Annotated in this window: 18 protein-coding genes; 7 read left to right on the top strand and 11 right to left on the bottom strand. The window is 38.7% G+C overall.

The features are described 5' to 3' along the window. The first annotated feature begins 19 nt into the window (after nt 1–19). From ACE1CC_RS30910 to ACE1CC_RS30885, 6 genes are all read left to right on the top strand, one after another. Nucleotides 20–736: a hypothetical protein gene (locus tag ACE1CC_RS30910; RefSeq protein WP_413274271.1), complete on the top strand. Its 717-nt coding sequence runs from the start codon at nt 20–22 to the stop codon at nt 734–736. After that, nucleotides 717–971, top strand: a complete 255-nt coding sequence (locus tag ACE1CC_RS30905; protein WP_413274270.1) for a hypothetical protein — start codon at nt 717–719, stop codon at nt 969–971. Before ACE1CC_RS30910 ends, ACE1CC_RS30905 begins: the two co-directional genes overlap by 20 nt. 24 nt (nt 972–995) lie before the next feature. Beyond that, complete coding sequence (locus ACE1CC_RS30900) at nt 996–1,235, top strand: hypothetical protein (protein WP_413274269.1); 240 nt, start codon at nt 996–998, stop codon at nt 1,233–1,235. A gap of 100 nt (nt 1,236–1,335) precedes the next feature. Then, nucleotides 1,336–1,731, top strand: a complete 396-nt coding sequence (locus tag ACE1CC_RS30895) for a deaminase (RefSeq protein ID WP_413274291.1) — start codon at nt 1,336–1,338, stop codon at nt 1,729–1,731. Next, complete coding sequence (locus tag ACE1CC_RS30890; RefSeq protein WP_413274268.1) at nt 1,731–2,147, top strand: Imm1 family immunity protein; 417 nt, start codon at nt 1,731–1,733, stop codon at nt 2,145–2,147. The genes ACE1CC_RS30895 and ACE1CC_RS30890 overlap by 1 nt, the downstream gene beginning before the upstream one ends. Before the next feature lie 412 nt (nt 2,148–2,559). Next, nucleotides 2,560–3,033, top strand: a complete 474-nt coding sequence (locus tag ACE1CC_RS30885; RefSeq protein WP_413274267.1) for a TspO/MBR family protein — start codon at nt 2,560–2,562, stop codon at nt 3,031–3,033. Between the two features lie 7 nt (nt 3,034–3,040). Here the strand turns inward: ACE1CC_RS30885 and ACE1CC_RS30880 are convergent, their stop codons facing one another. The 6 genes from ACE1CC_RS30880 to ACE1CC_RS30855 form a co-directional block, all read right to left on the bottom strand. Next, nucleotides 3,041–4,396, bottom strand: coding sequence for a glycosyltransferase family 4 protein (locus tag ACE1CC_RS30880; protein ID WP_413274266.1), 1,356 nt, complete (start codon nt 4,394–4,396; stop codon nt 3,041–3,043). Between the two features lie 293 nt (nt 4,397–4,689). Further along, complete coding sequence (locus tag ACE1CC_RS30875; RefSeq protein WP_413274265.1) at nt 4,690–5,721, bottom strand: SGNH/GDSL hydrolase family protein; 1,032 nt, start codon at nt 5,719–5,721, stop codon at nt 4,690–4,692. A 117-nt stretch (nt 5,722–5,838) separates the two neighbouring features. Further along, a complete protein-coding gene (locus tag ACE1CC_RS30870) occupies nt 5,839–6,363 on the bottom strand; it encodes a YdcF family protein (RefSeq protein WP_413274264.1) in 525 nt (174 codons plus the stop codon). A gap of 52 nt (nt 6,364–6,415) precedes the next feature. After that, entirely contained in the window at nt 6,416–7,144 is a 729-nt protein-coding gene (locus ACE1CC_RS30865) for a class I SAM-dependent methyltransferase (protein WP_413274263.1), read from the bottom strand. Nucleotides 7,145–7,151: 7 nt separating this feature from the next. Continuing rightward, nucleotides 7,152–8,339: a glycosyltransferase gene (locus ACE1CC_RS30860; protein WP_413274262.1), complete on the bottom strand. Its 1,188-nt coding sequence runs from the start codon at nt 8,337–8,339 to the stop codon at nt 7,152–7,154. Further along, complete coding sequence (locus tag ACE1CC_RS30855) at nt 8,336–9,484, bottom strand: glycosyltransferase family 4 protein (RefSeq protein WP_413274261.1); 1,149 nt, start codon at nt 9,482–9,484, stop codon at nt 8,336–8,338. Before ACE1CC_RS30855 ends, ACE1CC_RS30860 begins: the two co-directional genes overlap by 4 nt. A gap of 51 nt (nt 9,485–9,535) precedes the next feature. On the opposite strand from ACE1CC_RS30855, the gene ACE1CC_RS30850 reads away from it, so the two are divergent. Beyond that, nucleotides 9,536–10,339: an FkbM family methyltransferase gene (locus ACE1CC_RS30850; RefSeq protein WP_413274260.1), complete on the top strand. Its 804-nt coding sequence runs from the start codon at nt 9,536–9,538 to the stop codon at nt 10,337–10,339. On the opposite strand, the gene ACE1CC_RS30845 is transcribed toward ACE1CC_RS30850, so the two are convergent. The 5 genes from ACE1CC_RS30845 to ACE1CC_RS30825 form a co-directional block, all read right to left on the bottom strand. After that, nucleotides 10,336–11,586 carry a glycosyltransferase family 4 protein gene (locus tag ACE1CC_RS30845; protein WP_413274259.1) on the bottom strand — a complete coding sequence of 417 codons (1,251 nt, stop codon included), beginning with the start codon at nt 11,584–11,586 and terminating at the stop codon, nt 10,336–10,338. The genes ACE1CC_RS30850 and ACE1CC_RS30845 overlap by 4 nt on opposite strands. After that, the gene (locus ACE1CC_RS30840) at nt 11,531–12,952 is read right to left on the bottom strand and encodes a hypothetical protein (RefSeq protein ID WP_413274258.1); all 1,422 of its coding nucleotides are present in this window, start codon (nt 12,950–12,952) and stop codon (nt 11,531–11,533) included. The genes ACE1CC_RS30845 and ACE1CC_RS30840 overlap by 56 nt, the downstream gene beginning before the upstream one ends. Before the next feature lie 17 nt (nt 12,953–12,969). Beyond that, entirely contained in the window at nt 12,970–14,112 is a 1,143-nt protein-coding gene (locus ACE1CC_RS30835; protein WP_413274257.1) for a glycosyltransferase family protein, read from the bottom strand. Between the two features lie 104 nt (nt 14,113–14,216). Further along, nucleotides 14,217–15,053, bottom strand: coding sequence for an FkbM family methyltransferase (locus ACE1CC_RS30830; RefSeq protein WP_413274256.1), 837 nt, complete (start codon nt 15,051–15,053; stop codon nt 14,217–14,219). Between the two features lie 109 nt (nt 15,054–15,162). Then, on the bottom strand, nt 15,163–16,248 hold the full coding sequence (locus ACE1CC_RS30825) for a hypothetical protein (protein ID WP_413274255.1): 1,086 nt from the start codon (nt 16,246–16,248) through the stop codon (nt 15,163–15,165). Between the last annotated feature and the right edge of the window lie 50 nt (nt 16,249–16,298).

Below are 16,298 nucleotides of genomic sequence, written 5' to 3'. Positions count from 1 at the left end.
AAGTTTTGAGGTTTTACATTTGGCGACCAAACGCTTACCAGCAAAAGAAATAAAGGCTGAACTTGATTCCCTGATAAAAGATGCTTCATCAACAGAACCTAATTTAGCTAAACGCCTAGACGAATTACGACGTTGGATTAAAGATAAAAAGGTAGGTCTTCTTACAAGAAAACCCTTGGTACTCGACTTTCTAACCGAGTTAATTTTAGATTCTAGACTGTGGCTAAAGCTGAAAGAATTAACCTCAGAAGAAAAGCAGATTTTTTTTACACAATCCCAAATGGCACCAGCCGAAAAATACTGGTACGAGTTCTTATTTCCTCAATGGTTTAACGAGTCCGATCCCAAGCTAGACACCTGGAAAAAGAAGATGATGTCTGGAGAATTCACCCAAGAAGATGAAGAATTAATTAATAACCTTGCTGATGAAATTGAAATTAATGGAGGCGCTTGCTTATGGCGCTATATAATTGATTTATCGATGGCGACAGATTTAGTAACTAGCGGTAATTTTGGTATACCGTTATGCGTTCAAATAACGATAAGTTCTGAAGAATGGTTAACAGATAAAAAGGTTAATTGGGAAGCTACTCTCCTTTATTGGGGTATAACAAGAGGACTACTAGTAAGCATAAATCCACAAAATTTAGCAAATAACCTTAACTCTTTGGCGAATGTTATTCTACAGAAATGTGACTCTCTTCCAAGCAGCTGTTATGATGAACTTATTTATTGAGAAAGATAACTTTAAATTTGAGGTAATTATGGGAATTGAAAATAGCATCCTTAACAAAGACGCAGTAGAAAGCTCTTTACTCTCTCTCAAAGCGATCCGAACTTACCAACGCGACAGGCGTACAAATGGTGTTAAGCGTGTCGAGCTTTACTATGAAGATATAGAAGGTGATTGGCTAGAAACATGGGGGGACGAGGATGAAGATAACTTAGAGCGATCGGACTCAATCACTTAAACAGTAAAATCTTCCTGAAAAACAATGCTCTCACCTTCTGCCAAAGATAAGAAAGACAATGGGGCGCACCCACCCGAATTGACTCCTGAGCAAGTTCGTGTGGGAACAAATCAGATTATGAATCATGCTGAAAGATTAGCTTTTCTGAAAAGTTCTGGCATTGCTCGGTTGCTTGGATTTCATCATTGGTACAACGAAGATGAAAGTGATAATAATCAGAAAAGTACTGAAGTAGAAGTGCAAAAATCACAAAATAAAAAGTAAAAATGGCGATCGCCCAAACAAAAACCAAAATAAAAAATGCAATAAATAATTTAGATAAAACCAGGGTAATTAACCCAAAAGGTAGGCGAAAACGCAAAATATTTTTGATGATTTAGCCGAATATAGACAGAGCCTTAGTTTACCTCCTGCTGGTAGTGAAACCGACAAATCAACCATAGCCAAACTAGAAATAGGCGGTCAAAATTTCTTCGGTATTAACTCTGGAAGTAATCCCAATCCTCGGCAAATAACTTTTAATGTCAATCCTATTACCAAAACTCACGCAGAGGCAGATGCTTTCCAACAAGCAGCAGATGTAGGAATTAGAGGAGGAAAAGCTCGTTTAATAGTCGATCGCGATCTTTGCGCTGCTTGCGGTATAAGAGGAGGTGTAAATTCTATGGCTTGGCAGTTAGGTATAGAAGAATTAGAAATTATTACTCCAAGCGGTAGTAAAACAATAGCTGTTAAACCCCCAAATAGAAGGAGGCAATAATGTTTGTTTCAAATCTCACTATAGAAAACTGGGTTGGGAATAAAGATGAAAGTACTGTTATTGAAAACCCCAGTTGGCAGGAAATAGAAACAGCAATTCTTGAATTAAATGGAAAGAGCAAAACTTTAGTAACATTAGGTGCAGATGAAGAAAGTTATATGAGTATTGGCGGTGGTGAAGCGGGAAAATATATTGTCAATGTAACTTTCGATAATATTAGTTTTTATAACTTGGTTAATTTTTCCAAATCTGAACAAATAGAAAAGTTAGTCGTTGGTGGGCAAGTAGGAGATTATCCAGAAAAAATGTGTATTAATTTACAGACAGTTTTACTTGCTAGTAAAACATTTGCTGAATTAGGAAAACTTGAAGAGTCAGTAATTTGGGAAGAAGAAAAGACATTTGTCATGCTGTAAAAAAAACTGATCTACGTATAAAATAAATGGCGATCGCACCCACCAAACAAACAGAAACTAGGAAAATAGGATCGCTATCTCTTCCTCTTCTCTTCGCGTCCTTCGTGTCTTCGTGGTTCAAAAAAAGATCGATCGCACGCCACAAACAAACAGAAAATAGGGAAGTGCGATCGCCCCTCTCTTACCTTTGCGTTCTTTGCGGTTTAAAAAAAATAATTTTTACCACAGATATCCACAGATAAACACAGATGAACACAGATATTTTTATAGATTTTGGTGTAAATAAAATAGATGGCACAACCTCCACCCCAAGATAGATGCAAAAAACCTTACCTCTAAAGATTGATTAAACTTATTTTAAAAACCTGACACAATCACTAAAGAAACTATTTGTAAAAGCCAAAGTAAAGTAATGATTAAATCCTGGATGGCGATCGGGGCGGTGACATTATTAGTCGCACTGGGTAGTAATATAATTTTGCCCAAAGATGTTAAATGGTTTAAACGGTTGCAGCGTCCCAAATGGCTAACTTTTGAAGCTGCTATCCCGATTATTTGGACTATTATTTTTATTTGTGGAGCTTGGTCAGCATATATTGTTTGGGAAACAGATCCAGGGAGCCAAAAAACATGGTGGTTAATGGGTTTTTACTTGTTGGTGGAAATTGCGATTGTCGCTTACAACCCAGTAATGTTTAGGCTCCACAGTTTAAAAGCGGGTACTATCGTTGGCGCTATTGGTTCCATTTTAGGAATCATTTTAGCTATAACAGTTTGGTCTGTTTCCCCTTGGGCAAGTTTGTTGTTAGTTCCATATATAATTTGGAGTCCAATTGGAACTTATACAACTTATGAAATGATGCAACTCAATCCTGAAGATAAGTAAGTATTAATTAATGTACTTGTTTCATGAAAATTGAGCGATCGCATTCTGGATCTGATACCAAAGCTTTACACAGAACTTGTGCATATTCCTTAGCAATAATCTCCAGTGTAAAGTGCGACTGAAAGTAGCGACGACCAGCTTTACCCATTTGATTAACCAACTGTTTGTTAGTAACTAAATGAGTAATAAACTCAGCTAATCCAGTGGCATCAGCGTTGCGAAAAGTTTGACCACATTTAGCTTCTTTTACTAAATCGCAAAGGTAGGAATGCTCTTCACAAATTACTGCTACAGGACGAGCAGCTGCCAAAATACCGTACAGTTTGCTAGGGGCAACTAATCCTTCCATTCCTTGACTGACGCTCACTAAAGATAAATCACAAGCAGTCAAAGAATAGGGAAGATATTGTTTATCTTGGTAGGGCAAAAATAAACAATTATTTAATCCTAAAGCAGCTACTTGTTCTTCACAAAATTTGCGTTTAGCGCCATCACCAATAAAGACAAATTGAATTGGTTGATCTTGTAATTGTTGGGCAGCTTCCATGATAGTTTCCATATCATGACAGCGACCCATATTACCAGAATAGAGAACGGTGAATTTTTCTACCAGGTTATATTTGTGAGCAAACCAGTTATCTTTTTTGGGTATGGGAACAATTAAATCAGGATTAGCCCAACTGTGAATTACGGTAATCTTGTCGGCTACTTCTGGACATTTGGTGACAATGCGTTCTTTCATTGTGGAACTAAGAACAATAATTCCCTTGGCATTTTTCCAAATTTGTCTGTTAATTAAATTCCAGAATTTAACAACCCAATGGTGTCCGGGGACAACTTGTAACTGAACTGCAACATCAGGATACAAGTCGTAAAGTAAGCATACGTAAGGTAAACCAAAACAAAGTTTTGCTAAGTAACCCAAAATTGGTAGAAAGGGAGGTGCGGTGGTCAGGAGGAGGATATCGCCGCGCCAACAGGTTTTGAGTAAATGGAAGGCGGATCTTAAACAGAAGAGTAAACCATTGACGGCTTTACCTCGGATTCTTTGGGGCCAAAGTCTGGCGGTGCGCGATCGCCTAATTAAAAGTTTATCTCTGCGTTCAATGGTGGGGGCTGATTCTTTGGTGAAAGCGTACCCAGGTTGTCCTGTAAAGACGTGGATATGCAGACCTTGATACCTTAACTGTGTGGATAGTTCCTCGATAAGTTGCCCGGTGGGGGCATAGTCTGGGGGATAAAACTGGGTAATAATCGATAGTCTGACTGGGAGTTGTGGTAATGCTGTTTTTTCTTCCTTGATGCCACTTGAGTGTGGAGCTAACAATCTCTGTAATTTAGATTTCCTTTGGATGATTTCCATTGATGATGCCCTAAAGGTTGTGAAATCAAAAGTTAAGACTAATTTGCCGCCTCTCCTTTCCCTACAGAGTTTAATTTTTACATAGTAAATTAGTGGAAAGGGAGCTTCTAGTAAGTAACTTACTCTTGTCTACTGAAGAATATAGGTTACAGGTTACACCTAATACCTCTACAAAACCTTTGTCCTAATTCCATATTTATGGCGACAATAGAGTATAAATTTTTGTGTGAGGAGAGCGCTCTAATAGATTTACCGCTGAATTTAATCAAGCAGCCACATTCATCAAAGGTTCTTTAATTACGTGGTTTTTGATTTGGTGTAACTGGAAAACCAAGGCGAGGCTTTGAGCTAGCACAGGTTAGTCGTCGCTGTAAGCAAAGTTGCCCAAAAAGGTTTTGCGCTACAGCTTGATTTCCTTGTACACTGAGATGCACGGAATCTCGAAAGTAGGATTCTACTGTTGTAGGTGACAAGGTTGACCAATTGGTTTGAGTGTCAATGGCAGGAACCTGTAAAGATTTAAGCAACCGAAAAAACTCTGGTTTATAGTTTGGCACATTAGTTTTTGGTAGTAAGTCGTCACGATTTGGTGTAAATAGGACGAAAACAGGTATCTTTTTACCACGAACCAGAGTAATTATCTCTTTAAAGTGCTGCATATTTTGCTGAAATTGCTGATCTGGGGCCAGAGATATGGGAGATGATGCAAAATCGCCGTTTGCTGAGTTGTAGCCTAATTTACCAGCTACGTGGGGCCAGATATAGCGATTCCAAGCATCCGGGGTTGCCAGTAATGGTGGGTGGGTGGGAAAAGCTGGATGATGCCCCACAACTGCGCTGGTGCTGGTAGGCTGTGTGAGGTCATGAGTACCGATTTGTAGAATTACTGCGTCGGCGTTAAAAGTACCAAATTTTCGTAGATACCCCAATGCGTTGCCAATTCCCCAAGAACCAGCTGAGGCATTTAATACTTCTGCTGGATGTCCAGATGCAGATAGTTTGGCTTCAAATAGTTCGGTAATAGTTTGGCTTTGGTCAGTAGGATTGCCACCATTGAGAACTGAGTCACCAATCATTAATATTCTCAGTTTTCCGGGCGGCTTTTTGAGTGTAATTGGTTCGGAGCGTTGCGAGTACTGATTGTACTGAATTTTTTTACCTAAGCGAAATAATTTTTGATTTGGTTTAAACCGATAGCCAGTATAAGAGTCTGCTTGTACTAATACTGGGTTTCCTAATCCGAATGCTACTCTTAGTATTACCTCGATCCCAACAAAAAAAGCAAGTACAGAACTAGGTATCCAGTACTTTGCAGGTATTTTCATGTTGTATCCTCAAGTTTTAATGTCATCTGTCACACGGCAAAAGTTAACAATGCTGCAAATACTGGAAATAATTATTTACTTTTGCTGTTTAACCAAATATTAAATGTAAAATCTTGCTTAAAAGTAGGAGTTAAGGCTGGCTCCTGTACGACCTGTAAAAATCCAGAGTAAGGAACGAAAAATGTCACGTAAGATACGAAACCAAGATTCGGATGGTTCATGGGAAGGAACAGTTAAGGGAGTAAATATAATACCTTGACTACCTAGAATTAGGGTAGCAATTGCTTTTGCTCTGGTTATGTGATATTCGGAGGTAATCAGGTAAAGATGTTGAATTTTTCGACTTTTGAAGTCGTCGATTAAAGTTGTAAAGTTGGTAACGGTATCAACTGCGCGGTAGTCTAGATGCACTCTGTTGTCTGGGATGCCAAAGGCGCGAAAAATAGGTTGGGCAAATTCGGGGCCTGTACCAGAAGAAACCCAAATTTCTAAGTTAGGATGTTTGGTGGCGAATTGGGCGGTAAACATTTCTCGATCGAGCCAACTACCGAGTGTTAGTATGGCTTGTGGCTGAGGTGCTTGGATTTTGGCGATCGCGATTCGCACCGGAATAACACTAATTAGCACCACTAAAAAGCTCATGATTGCTAATTTAATTAGTCTAAGAGCGCTAAAGCGCAACAACATACCGCTTTTAGGTATTTTCAATTTTACATACCCAAATTACCGTGCTATTAAGTAGATTGCCACCCCAAGGAAAAGGCGAAAATTTTCGCTGCTGAATTTTCACTTTCTCACTCAGCAATTTCTCTATTTTACGGTAATCAAACCCTTTATGAGCAGTGTAATCCTTTTTTAAGGAATGGGATGAGGGAAAACTTTCTACGTCCCACATAATAGCGGCAGATACTATCTCTCTTAAGGTGTATTTTTCGTAACCATAATTGCCTTTGAGATTGGCAAAGTAACGTCCAATTTGTTTTAATAAAAGTGATGGCCCAATTTCAATGGGAACGGAGATAATCATTGTGGCTCCCGGTTGGCTATAGCTTAAAATTTGTGCTAAAGCCTTTTCAGGATTGCCAATATGTTCTAAGGTTTCAGTGCAGAAAATTAGGTCGCAACTTTGCGGTAATATTACTTTCGATAATTCTTCGGGTTTACAAAATTTAAATTCTGGGATTTCTGGAAACATTTCTTGACAGGCTTCTAGCATATAATCTGCTACATCAATGCCAATTCCTGATGAGATTATGCCTTGTTCGTAAGCTGTTTTCAGTAACCAACCATCGCCACAACCATAGTCGAGTGCTTGCTGATATTTGGTATTACCAAGAAGATTTAAGACTGCACTAAAACGGGAACGATGTGCTAGTCGAGTTAAAGGATTTCCTTGTTTTAATAAACGTTGAGAGTAGGTCATTTTGTACTTAAGAGAAATTGATATTGTTGGGAAGTGTTTGTTTTTCAATAATCGTGCGATAAACTTCGGTAAGTTGACAAGCGATCGCATTCCAAGAGTAACGCTCTTTAACTAATTTTTTCCCATTTTCTGCTAATTGGTAACGCTGTTCTGGAGTTGAGAGTAGTTGCGCGATCGCATTTGCTACTGCGGCTTCTTCTCCTGGTACAATTAACCCAGCATTAGCCCGGGAAATTTCCGGCGCAATTTGAATATCTGGGGTAATAATCACAGGTAATCCATTTGCTAACGCCTCGGCTACAGCAATGCCAAAATTTTCCGAAAAAGATGGCAATACAAATATATCCGATCCTTGCAATAGTAAATCTTTATCTTTTCCCGTGACAAACCCAGAAAAGGTAGTTTGAGCAGTTAAACCACTATCTAATACTAATTTTTGCAAATATTCCAGGTATTCTGGTTCACCTGTTCCTGCTAAAATTAAATGAAATTTAGTTTGGTTTAATGCTAATTTGCTCAGGGAACGGATTAACAAATCTGGACGTTTTTTGTAATGTAATCGAGAGAGAAATAATACTATGGGAGTTGCCGGAGGAATTTGATAAATTTCGCGAATTTTTTGTTTAGCATCTGGCAAAGTTTCTGGTGGATTTACTCCTAAAGGTAGAGTAACGGTAGGGGTTTTTATGTTAAAATTTCGCACATCTTCTGCTTCTCCTTCGGAAGTGCAATGAATAGCCGCTGCACGATTCAAATTATGTCGTTCTATAAGTAGGCTATATATTTGTTTTTTGCGCTGACTTTGGGCGAGTGCCCAAGGTGCAAGTTGTCCCATTGTGCGAACTGTGTAGGGAATGTTTTGCCAACGTGCGATCGCACCTGCACAAGTAGAAGCGTAAGAAAAAAGATAATGATTATCTAAAATGTCGTAATTTCTGATATTTTCCCACAACCATTTAGTAATAGCAGGAGAAAAGAAATACTCTTTTAAAGATAGAGAAGATTTAGGCAAAAACCACACCGGAACTTGTTCATATTCAGTACATTCATATAATGGCACATCTACATTATCATTCGTAGTAACTATTTCAGCTTCAATTTTAGATTCTCGCAAAGCTTTTACTAAGTTTAAAACTACTTGTGTTGGGCCACCCAGAGTTGGACTAATTGAGGGAATAACGTGCAAAACTTTCATTTCACCAACTCCGTTTGCATAATTTCTTGTAAGCTTTGTTTAAAGCGATCGAAACCATAAATTTCTTTAACTTTTTGGCGTAATATTTCTGGCTGATACATAATTGAGTGGGGATAAGTACCTTGCAATATTTTAATCAAAGTTTGGGCAATTTCTGCTATGTTATCAGGGTCTACTAAAGCGCCTAATTCGCCATGACAAAGAGCATCAACAGCACCATCTTTAGAACCTGCTAAAGTTGGTTTACCACAAGCTAAAGCTTCTAAATAAACAATGCCAAATCCCTCGCCTTTGCTTGGCATGGCGAAGACATCACAAAGATTGTAATGATCGCCCAGTTCATTGTCAGGAATAAACCCTGCTAATGTTACATGATTTTGTAAATCTAGCTGAGAAATTAATTGCATAATGCGAGAGCGATCGCTTCCTTTTCCCCCTAAAATATAATGGACATTCGGAAGATAACGGCGAATTTCTGGTAAAGCTTGAATAATTTGATCGTATCCTTTATATTGTTCGCTACGATCGAGTCTAGCTACTGTGAGGATAATCGAATTATTAGTTGTTAATCCATAACGTTTTAACAGGTATTCTGGTTTAGGAGTAATTTGAAAACGACTGGCATCAAAAGTGTTGGGCAAAAGGATAACTTTAGTTGGATCTAAGTTTTGTTCTGCGAGAAGGCGATCGCGAGTGTAACCGCTAACGGAAATAATTTTATCCGCATTTTGCAGCGCAGTTTTTAGGGCAGGGCGATCGATATTCCAAGCATCAACACCATGAGCAACTGCCCAATAGGGAATATTTGCCATCCGTTTTAACCAATAGGCAGCAATGGTAAAATTTAGATGAGTAGATATGATTAAATTCGGTCTTTGCCAAAGTCCATATCCAGCTATTTTAGTAGCAAAAAAGATCGTTTTAAACTTGGGGTGTACAGTTCCGGCAAAGTGAAATTTGGTATCAGGTAAAAAGGGAAAATTGGGTGAAGAAAAAGTATCATGTTTAAGGAAAACATGATAATCTATGTTTGGGTATAAACTTTGTAATGCTGACAGAAAAAAAGCTGAATAAGTTTGGATTCCCCCGGTAAATTGGAACATATTAGGAATCCAAAGATGAAGCAGCGATTTTTGAAAAAGCATAGTTTGATTAAAAGTTGATATTATCTTAGAAGTCGGCATTAAAGTAAATTTATGGATACTATTTCTCTTCCCTTTGGTTTACCTTGGTTGCAACCCTTCGACTTTCCTTACAAACTGGGAATATGCGATCGAATTTTCGGAAAAGCGATCGCCAATCAAAGAATTTGCTGGGCACAAACCGCCGCTGGTATCCCCTGGAAATTGGATCTGGCAAACCCCGTTCATCGCTGGATCGTGTATGGTAAATATGAAGGGCCAGAGTTTATTAACTGGGCTAGAGAGTTTTTACCTCCAGATGGTGTCATTGTAGATTCGGGTGCAAACATTGGTCAAATACTACTATACCTGTCTCAGTTTGTACCACAAGGCAAAGTGTTAGCATTTGAACCGGGAAGAGAGCAAGCAGACTGGCTAGCAGAATGTTTAGCGGTTAATCCTACATTACCAGTAGAATTGATTCGTTGCGGTTTGGGTGCAACTACCACACAATTGAAACTTCGCACTCATGGGCCAGAATATATTCATGGTTATTGGTGTCAAGTATCAGAAACCGAAGGCGAACCAATTCAAATTGTTAGATTGGCAGATGAATTGGAGAAACGTGCGATCGAAAAAGTCGATCTATGGAAGCTAGATGTAGAAGGTTACGAAATTCCCGCTTTAGAAGGAGCGAAAGAACTAATTAAAGAAAAGCGAATTCGGGTTATTTATGCGGAATTAATGAAAGAAAACGGTCAGCGAATTAGAGAATATTTAGCTAATTTTGGCTATAAGTGCTACCTGTTTAAACCAAACGGCAAACTTTATAGTCCCGTTGAATTACCTATCTACACTAATGGATTGTTTGTCCCCTAATTCAAAATTTCTTTCACCCGATTTGCCAATTTTTGCCTATATAAACTCCAGGTTAATTGTTCGGCTTTCTGACGAGCAGCTTTACCCATTTCAGCTAATTCTAAAGGATGAGAATAACACCATTCGAGTTTTTCCTCAAGTGCTTCTACATCGCGAATAGGGATAATAAAACCCTCAACCCCATTAGTGATGATATCACCAATACCAGAATTGGGAGTAGTAATAATCGGAATACCGCAAGCCATTGCTTCTAAAACTACTAAAGGCATTCCTTCCACTAAAGTTGGCAAAACCAAAACATTGGCACTGCTGTAGTAGTTATTTAAAGAAGCGTGGGGAACAGAGGGAACAAAGCGAACTTTTTCCTGGTATTGCTGTAAGTAATTTTCGGGAAATTCATTCAATCCAACTAGCAGTAATTCTGCTTCTGGTAATTGCAATTTCTGCCATGCTGGGAATAAATAGTGAACGCCTTTTCGGGGGCTAACTCTACCGACAAATAAGGCTCGAAATAACTTATCTGTTTTCGGTTTCGGCTGGAAATAATCAATTGGTGCGCCAAAGGGAATAACGCTAATTTTTTCTGGTTTTACTCCTGCTTCAATTACAGAATTTTTCACAAAAGAAGAGGCAACAAAAATGTGATCTGCTAAGGCAATTTCTTGCTCTTTTCGTTCGATTTTCCAAGCAGGTTCTTTTGCTGCTTGTAATGCTGAGGCTAACTCTGGAAAGTTATTAGCTTCCTCAGTTTGAATATCGCGACTAGCACGATAAAAGAGAATTGGCAAATCGTAAAAACAAAAAATTCCCTGTTTTTTAGCGGCTTTAAATGTGGCAGCGGCACCATCTTCGTAAGCATAAACGGCGTTTAAATTTTGGAGGTGATGTTGGGAAACATGGCGATCGATCGAAGCATAAATCCAATCCACCGTTTGTTGTAAAGTAATGCCTAAACGGTTATGCAATCCAGTTCTGACTAAAGCGATGCGGAGAGCTTCTTTTTGGGGATGCGATCGCAAAAAAACACCTTCAGGAGCAACCCAAGTGCGTCTTCCTAATTCATCAGCAACTCGTTTTTTGATTGAACTTGGCAGGAAATTTAAATAGTGGGAAAAAGAGCCTTTTGGATTGTAAGCAATTGTAGTAATTATTTCCGATAATAAACCTGCTTCCGCCAAAGCTAATGCAGCTTCACGGGAGTTCGGATTCCCCATTGGGTGAATCAGGGAGATGCGCGGATTGGACATTTTGGTTAACCCATTGTAAATCTCGGTAAAAGTTTTCTTTTCTTTCTAATTCAGGCAATAGGAATATAAAACCACTTAAAAACCAATAATAAACTGAGAAAGTATGGAGAGTTACCACCTGTCCTATGATTTGGATGGCTTGAATTAGACAAGCGGCGAGTGCTAAATTCTTCAAAAAAGGTCTTTGCAATTGCCAAAAAACTAGCCAAAGGGCAATTATCAAACTCACCCGAAAACCATACCATAAAGTAAAACCTATCGGCCCTAAATCCAAAGCTATTCTGCCCATTTCTGCTTCAAAACCTGTAGCAATAGGTTCTCCTGGTGGTAAACCGAGAGTGTTGCGAAGTGTTTGACTTGCGCCATGAGTCGCTCCTGTACCATAGCCATCAATATCCTTATATTGAAAAAAGCGTAAAGGCTCGGTAAAAGTGTTTTCAATGCGATGGGATACGTCACTATTAGAACTAGCCCGATTCCAAAAGGCATCTATGGCTGGTTGAAACCAGATAAAGGCGGCTATAGTAACCACAATAGCTATGGGCAAAAATCGCCCAACAAAACGCAATGCTCTAGCAGGATAGGTGAGTAAATTAGCACCTAAATAACAGCATAAAAACAATACTGAACTAATAACAGGATTGCGAGAACCAGTCATAGCTAGGTTAACAACTACCAGGAAAATTTCGCTGATAGTGGCTAACTTCCACCAGCGAGATTGGTTAACAGAGAGAAAAGGTATCAATAAACCAAAACATACTATCAGGTATAGGGCGTAATTGTTGATGTAGGCAAAAGTGCTTGTAATTCTGGCAAATCTGGAAAATGTGGCTACTCCCCCTAGCGCTTCTAGTCCCGGAGCATAGGCATTAATAGGGCTACTGGGAGGACTAAAGAATTGAACTACCCCTAAAATTCCTACTGGAATTGTTAACAAAAGTTGCCAGCGCAAAAATTGATAAAGCTCTGATTCTGATTCAAATACATCTACTAAAATCCACATTAATGGTGTATAGAAAAAGTAAGCTTTTAATCCAAATAAACCAACTATAGGCGAACCTAAACTGGGATTGAAAGCTTGAAGTATACACCATCCTGCTGCTAGGAAACACAATACATTGACAAAGTGATTTTTAATCGCCAACTTTCTTTGAAAAATTAATATTCCATAGTAACGAATATAAGCGCCTAGAAGTACTAAATCTTTCAAAAAATAAATTAATTCGCTTGCTTGTGGTAAAACCCATTTTCGCAGCGCACCTTCAAGTACCACAAGTAATAATACGGTTTTAATCGCCGTTTTCCAGTTGCGAAATGAAAGATATAGTATAGTTAAAATAACTACTAAACCAATTATCAGTTTCACTAATTTGCCCTCTCAAACTATAGGCTTTGCTTCAGGCACTTTTCGAGCTTTGTTACATTATCATATCCAAATAAAGCGGCACGAGCGCTTTCAAAACTCTGGGGATTTACTTCCTGGTGACAAAGCTGTTCGATCGCTTCAATTAAGCCCGAAAGATTTAAGCGATCGCAAATTAATCCCATCTGATAATTATTCACCAGTGTTGCTAGGGTGCTATCGCTGGGTGTATGGGCAAATATAGGTTTTTGAGCCTGGATATATGTAGTTATTTTTGTGGCTAAACTTGTTTGTCGGAAAACTTTTGCTGAACGAGAAAAAGGATACATTGCATAGACAAAATTGCAGCTAGAAAGTTGCTCGATCGCTTTACTTTCCGTCAGTTGAGGAATATCTTGAATCAGTTGGGGAAACTCCTCAATTATGGTAATGTATTCTCGTGCTAACCCGATCGTAATTAGCTTAACATTCAGTCCTTTTGCTTTAGCATATTCCTGCAATGCTTGACAAAACAAACGGAATTCTGCCAAAGAGTAAACTGTGCCGATATGCCCAACAGTTAATGTATTAACATCTAAAGATGCTGGGGCAAATTTTGGTAAAGAAGGTAGATAACGATGAATAACAGTTGAATCGATCCCAAAGATTTTCTGATAGTAATCACGCATCCCTTCACTGATGACATCTACCCCTGAAGCCGAACGAATTGCTTGAGCAAAACGCTTTTGCGCTATTCCTGAAAGCCAGCGATAGCGACGCGATCGGGCAAATACACCGTAAGGGACATCATCGTGTACCGTAAAATGTATGGGAGTATCTGTCATCTGAGCCAGTTCGCGAGCGATTAATACTCCTTCATTATGGGCTTCGATCCAATAAACATCTGCTTTAATCGCAATAATTTTATCTAAAATTTCCTGGAAAGCTTTTGTTTTTATTCCTAGCCATAACAGTAAATTATTTTTTATGTCTTTCCATAAAGATCCTCCCATTAATTTATGTCCTATACGAATGCAGCCATCTACTTGTATATCTTTACCATTTAAATAAATCCACTCTATTTCTATCTCTTTCTCTTTCAAAGGCGGAATCAGGCTATTAAAAATTACCGCTCCCCCTCCAATATTTGGTTCAAAGCTTGTAATCAAGACAACTTTTTTCATAAACAAATTTAATAAATATAAAGTTCTGTTATCTTATCTAAGTGCGATTTTTTAATGAAAGTATTGCAGATTAAATAATTTTCACATCTGCAATTATATTTAAATCACCTTCCACCCCCTGTTAATACCTGCCATCCCCGACTCTTCATCCGTGCCAGAACCCAATTTGGCTCTTTGGTAGCTAAATAATTTGGTGGGTCCCAAAGTTGCCGTCCGCGAGGTTCATTAGGGGCAAACAGAACTGGCCCCCAAAAATTTCTGCCCAAACTCCATAAAGTATATCCCTTACTTGCTAAAAATTCCATCGTTGGAGTCGGGTATTGTCCGTGTTCTTCAAAAACAATATGCTTTATTTTACCTTTTGAAATCAGATTATCAGCCCCTTCTAAAACTGACATTTCATGGCCTTCAACATCTATTTTGATTAGAGAAATTTTTTCGGTTTCATCAAAAATATCGTCCAGTCGAGTTACTGAAACTTCTATATTTGATTTGGGATCTTCCCAGGCATTATTTTCCCTATTAATGGCTGCAAATGCCGGATCTGGGTTGCTAACATTTAAAAAATCTGTGCCGCTTTTATTAGATACTGCTAGCTGGTATATATCTATGTTATTAACATCATAATAATTCATAAAATTTTGGACATTATGTACCAATTCTTTAAATGTTAATGGGTGAGGTTCAAAAGCAGTAACTTTTCCACTCTTTCCTACACGGCTCGCCATTAAGCTGGTCATATATCCAATATTTGCCCCCACATCTATAACCTGATCTCCTTTCTCTATTAATCGCCAGACTGCTTCGCTGACAATCAGGTCGAAAAAGCCAGAGGTATATAGCGCGTGTCCGATCAAATCAGAAGTTCTAACCCGTATTTCTGCATTCCAAGGAAGTCTGACCGTTTCAAAAGTCTGAGGTTTTTTTAAGCTTTTTTTCAACCTAGAAGCTAGCAAAGATGGACTAAAAAAATATTGAGGCTTATTGAGTGTTTCCCACATTTTAATTATTAACTCTATTTTGGTGATTTTGCTCAGAAAAAATCTTTCATTAGGGATTACGAGTTATTTGTCCAACAAACACCTTAGCCTGTATCGCTAAATTATGGTTATGATACCAGGTGTAGGCATTGTCAGCGATCGCTTGTCCTGCGGTTAAACTAAGACTTTGTGTAAGATCATCTGCTAAACAATAATGTTTTCCTGCTTGTAGTCCATCTGCCTGTAAATTACTGGAAGATATACCCACAGAAAGTAACCGATGAGCACAGTAAGCAGCAAAAACTCCTGATTTAGCCAGATAGTCTATATCGTAATTAAAGAAGCCGACTATAGAACTTGACAAAATTTTACTAATTTCTACTGGGGTTTTTTCGCCCAGAGCTATAACTGGTACTCCATTGATTTTGGCAATCTCAAGCCCGGTGGCTGGCCCTATATCCCATATTTCCTCAATTAATAGTTCTTGGCAAGTGTGCTCTAAAGCAGCTAAAGATTTCTGATAAACTCGCCGTCGAGTAGAAGCTGCTCCAAACACTACTAGTTGTCGGGGACGCTCTACAAGTGGTGGAGGTTGTTCTGGCTCTCCCACATTAGAAAATACTGCTAGTGCAGGGATTTGGGTTTGTTTTCCTAAACTTAATTGGCTAATAATTTTAGCATAGCCTTGTTTGCTGGTGAGAGCGCGATCGCTAATCTGTGCCAAACGAGCTAACAGATATTTTTGCACCTGTGATAACCAAAAAGCACTCGTCCAAGGTGGGCCAAAAGCATAAGTTTCGTGGAACATAGTTACTAGAGAGCGATCGCTTTTTGCATTTCGCCACCTTTGTAAGCCATTTATTAACCAAAAAGGGCAGCCTCGCAACGCATAACCGTAGCAAACGTAGTGTAACAGAATGGTAGATGGTGCAGAATTTTTGTTTAGCAGGGACAGTAAGGTAGAGACAGTGCGATCGTTCACCTTGCTAACAGAAAATCCTTCTATTTCATCTGCTCCCACCCATTTGGGATTACCAACAATAAAATGAGTATTTATGGCGAAATCTTTCCGAAGTTGCCGAGCTAAATTAAGTGCATAATCTCCTACACCATCAATAGCAGGAGGAAGACCGGAAACAATAGAAATTATTTGCATTATACTTACTACTTTTCGACTCAGCAGTTTTTATTATTAAAATTTTATTT

Source organism: Floridaenema aerugineum BLCC-F46, from assembly GCF_041929345.1.
In the GTDB taxonomy this organism is placed as follows: domain Bacteria; phylum Cyanobacteriota; class Cyanobacteriia; order Cyanobacteriales; family Aerosakkonemataceae; genus Floridanema; species Floridanema aerugineum.
This window is presented reverse-complemented; position numbering and strand designations above follow the sequence as displayed.

Excerpts from the sequence above, each read along its gene's own strand:
- ACE1CC_RS30885 (WP_413274267.1), top strand. The coding sequence starts at position 2,560 with ATGATTAAATCCTGGATGGCGATCGGGGCGGTGACATTATTAGTCGCA.
- ACE1CC_RS30870 (WP_413274264.1), bottom strand. The coding sequence starts at position 6,363 with ATGAGCTTTTTAGTGGTGCTAATTAGTGTTATTCCGGTGCGAATCGCG.
- ACE1CC_RS30850 (WP_413274260.1), top strand. The coding sequence starts at position 9,536 with ATGGATACTATTTCTCTTCCCTTTGGTTTACCTTGGTTGCAACCCTTC.
- ACE1CC_RS30855 (WP_413274261.1), bottom strand. The coding sequence starts at position 9,484 with ATGCTTTTTCAAAAATCGCTGCTTCATCTTTGGATTCCTAATATGTTC.
- ACE1CC_RS30845 (WP_413274259.1), bottom strand. The coding sequence starts at position 11,586 with ATGTCCAATCCGCGCATCTCCCTGATTCACCCAATGGGGAATCCGAAC.
- ACE1CC_RS30905 (WP_413274270.1), top strand. The coding sequence starts at position 717 with ATGATGAACTTATTTATTGAGAAAGATAACTTTAAATTTGAGGTAATT.
- ACE1CC_RS30860 (WP_413274262.1), bottom strand. The coding sequence starts at position 8,339 with ATGAAAGTTTTGCACGTTATTCCCTCAATTAGTCCAACTCTGGGTGGC.
- ACE1CC_RS30835 (WP_413274257.1), bottom strand. The coding sequence starts at position 14,112 with ATGAAAAAAGTTGTCTTGATTACAAGCTTTGAACCAAATATTGGAGGG.
- ACE1CC_RS30890 (WP_413274268.1), top strand. The coding sequence starts at position 1,731 with ATGTTTGTTTCAAATCTCACTATAGAAAACTGGGTTGGGAATAAAGAT.
- ACE1CC_RS30900 (WP_413274269.1), top strand. The coding sequence starts at position 996 with ATGCTCTCACCTTCTGCCAAAGATAAGAAAGACAATGGGGCGCACCCA.
- ACE1CC_RS30865 (WP_413274263.1), bottom strand. The coding sequence starts at position 7,144 with ATGACCTACTCTCAACGTTTATTAAAACAAGGAAATCCTTTAACTCGA.
- ACE1CC_RS30825 (WP_413274255.1), bottom strand. The coding sequence starts at position 16,248 with ATGCAAATAATTTCTATTGTTTCCGGTCTTCCTCCTGCTATTGATGGT.
- ACE1CC_RS30880 (WP_413274266.1), bottom strand. The coding sequence starts at position 4,396 with ATGGAAATCATCCAAAGGAAATCTAAATTACAGAGATTGTTAGCTCCA.
- ACE1CC_RS30875 (WP_413274265.1), bottom strand. The coding sequence starts at position 5,721 with ATGAAAATACCTGCAAAGTACTGGATACCTAGTTCTGTACTTGCTTTT.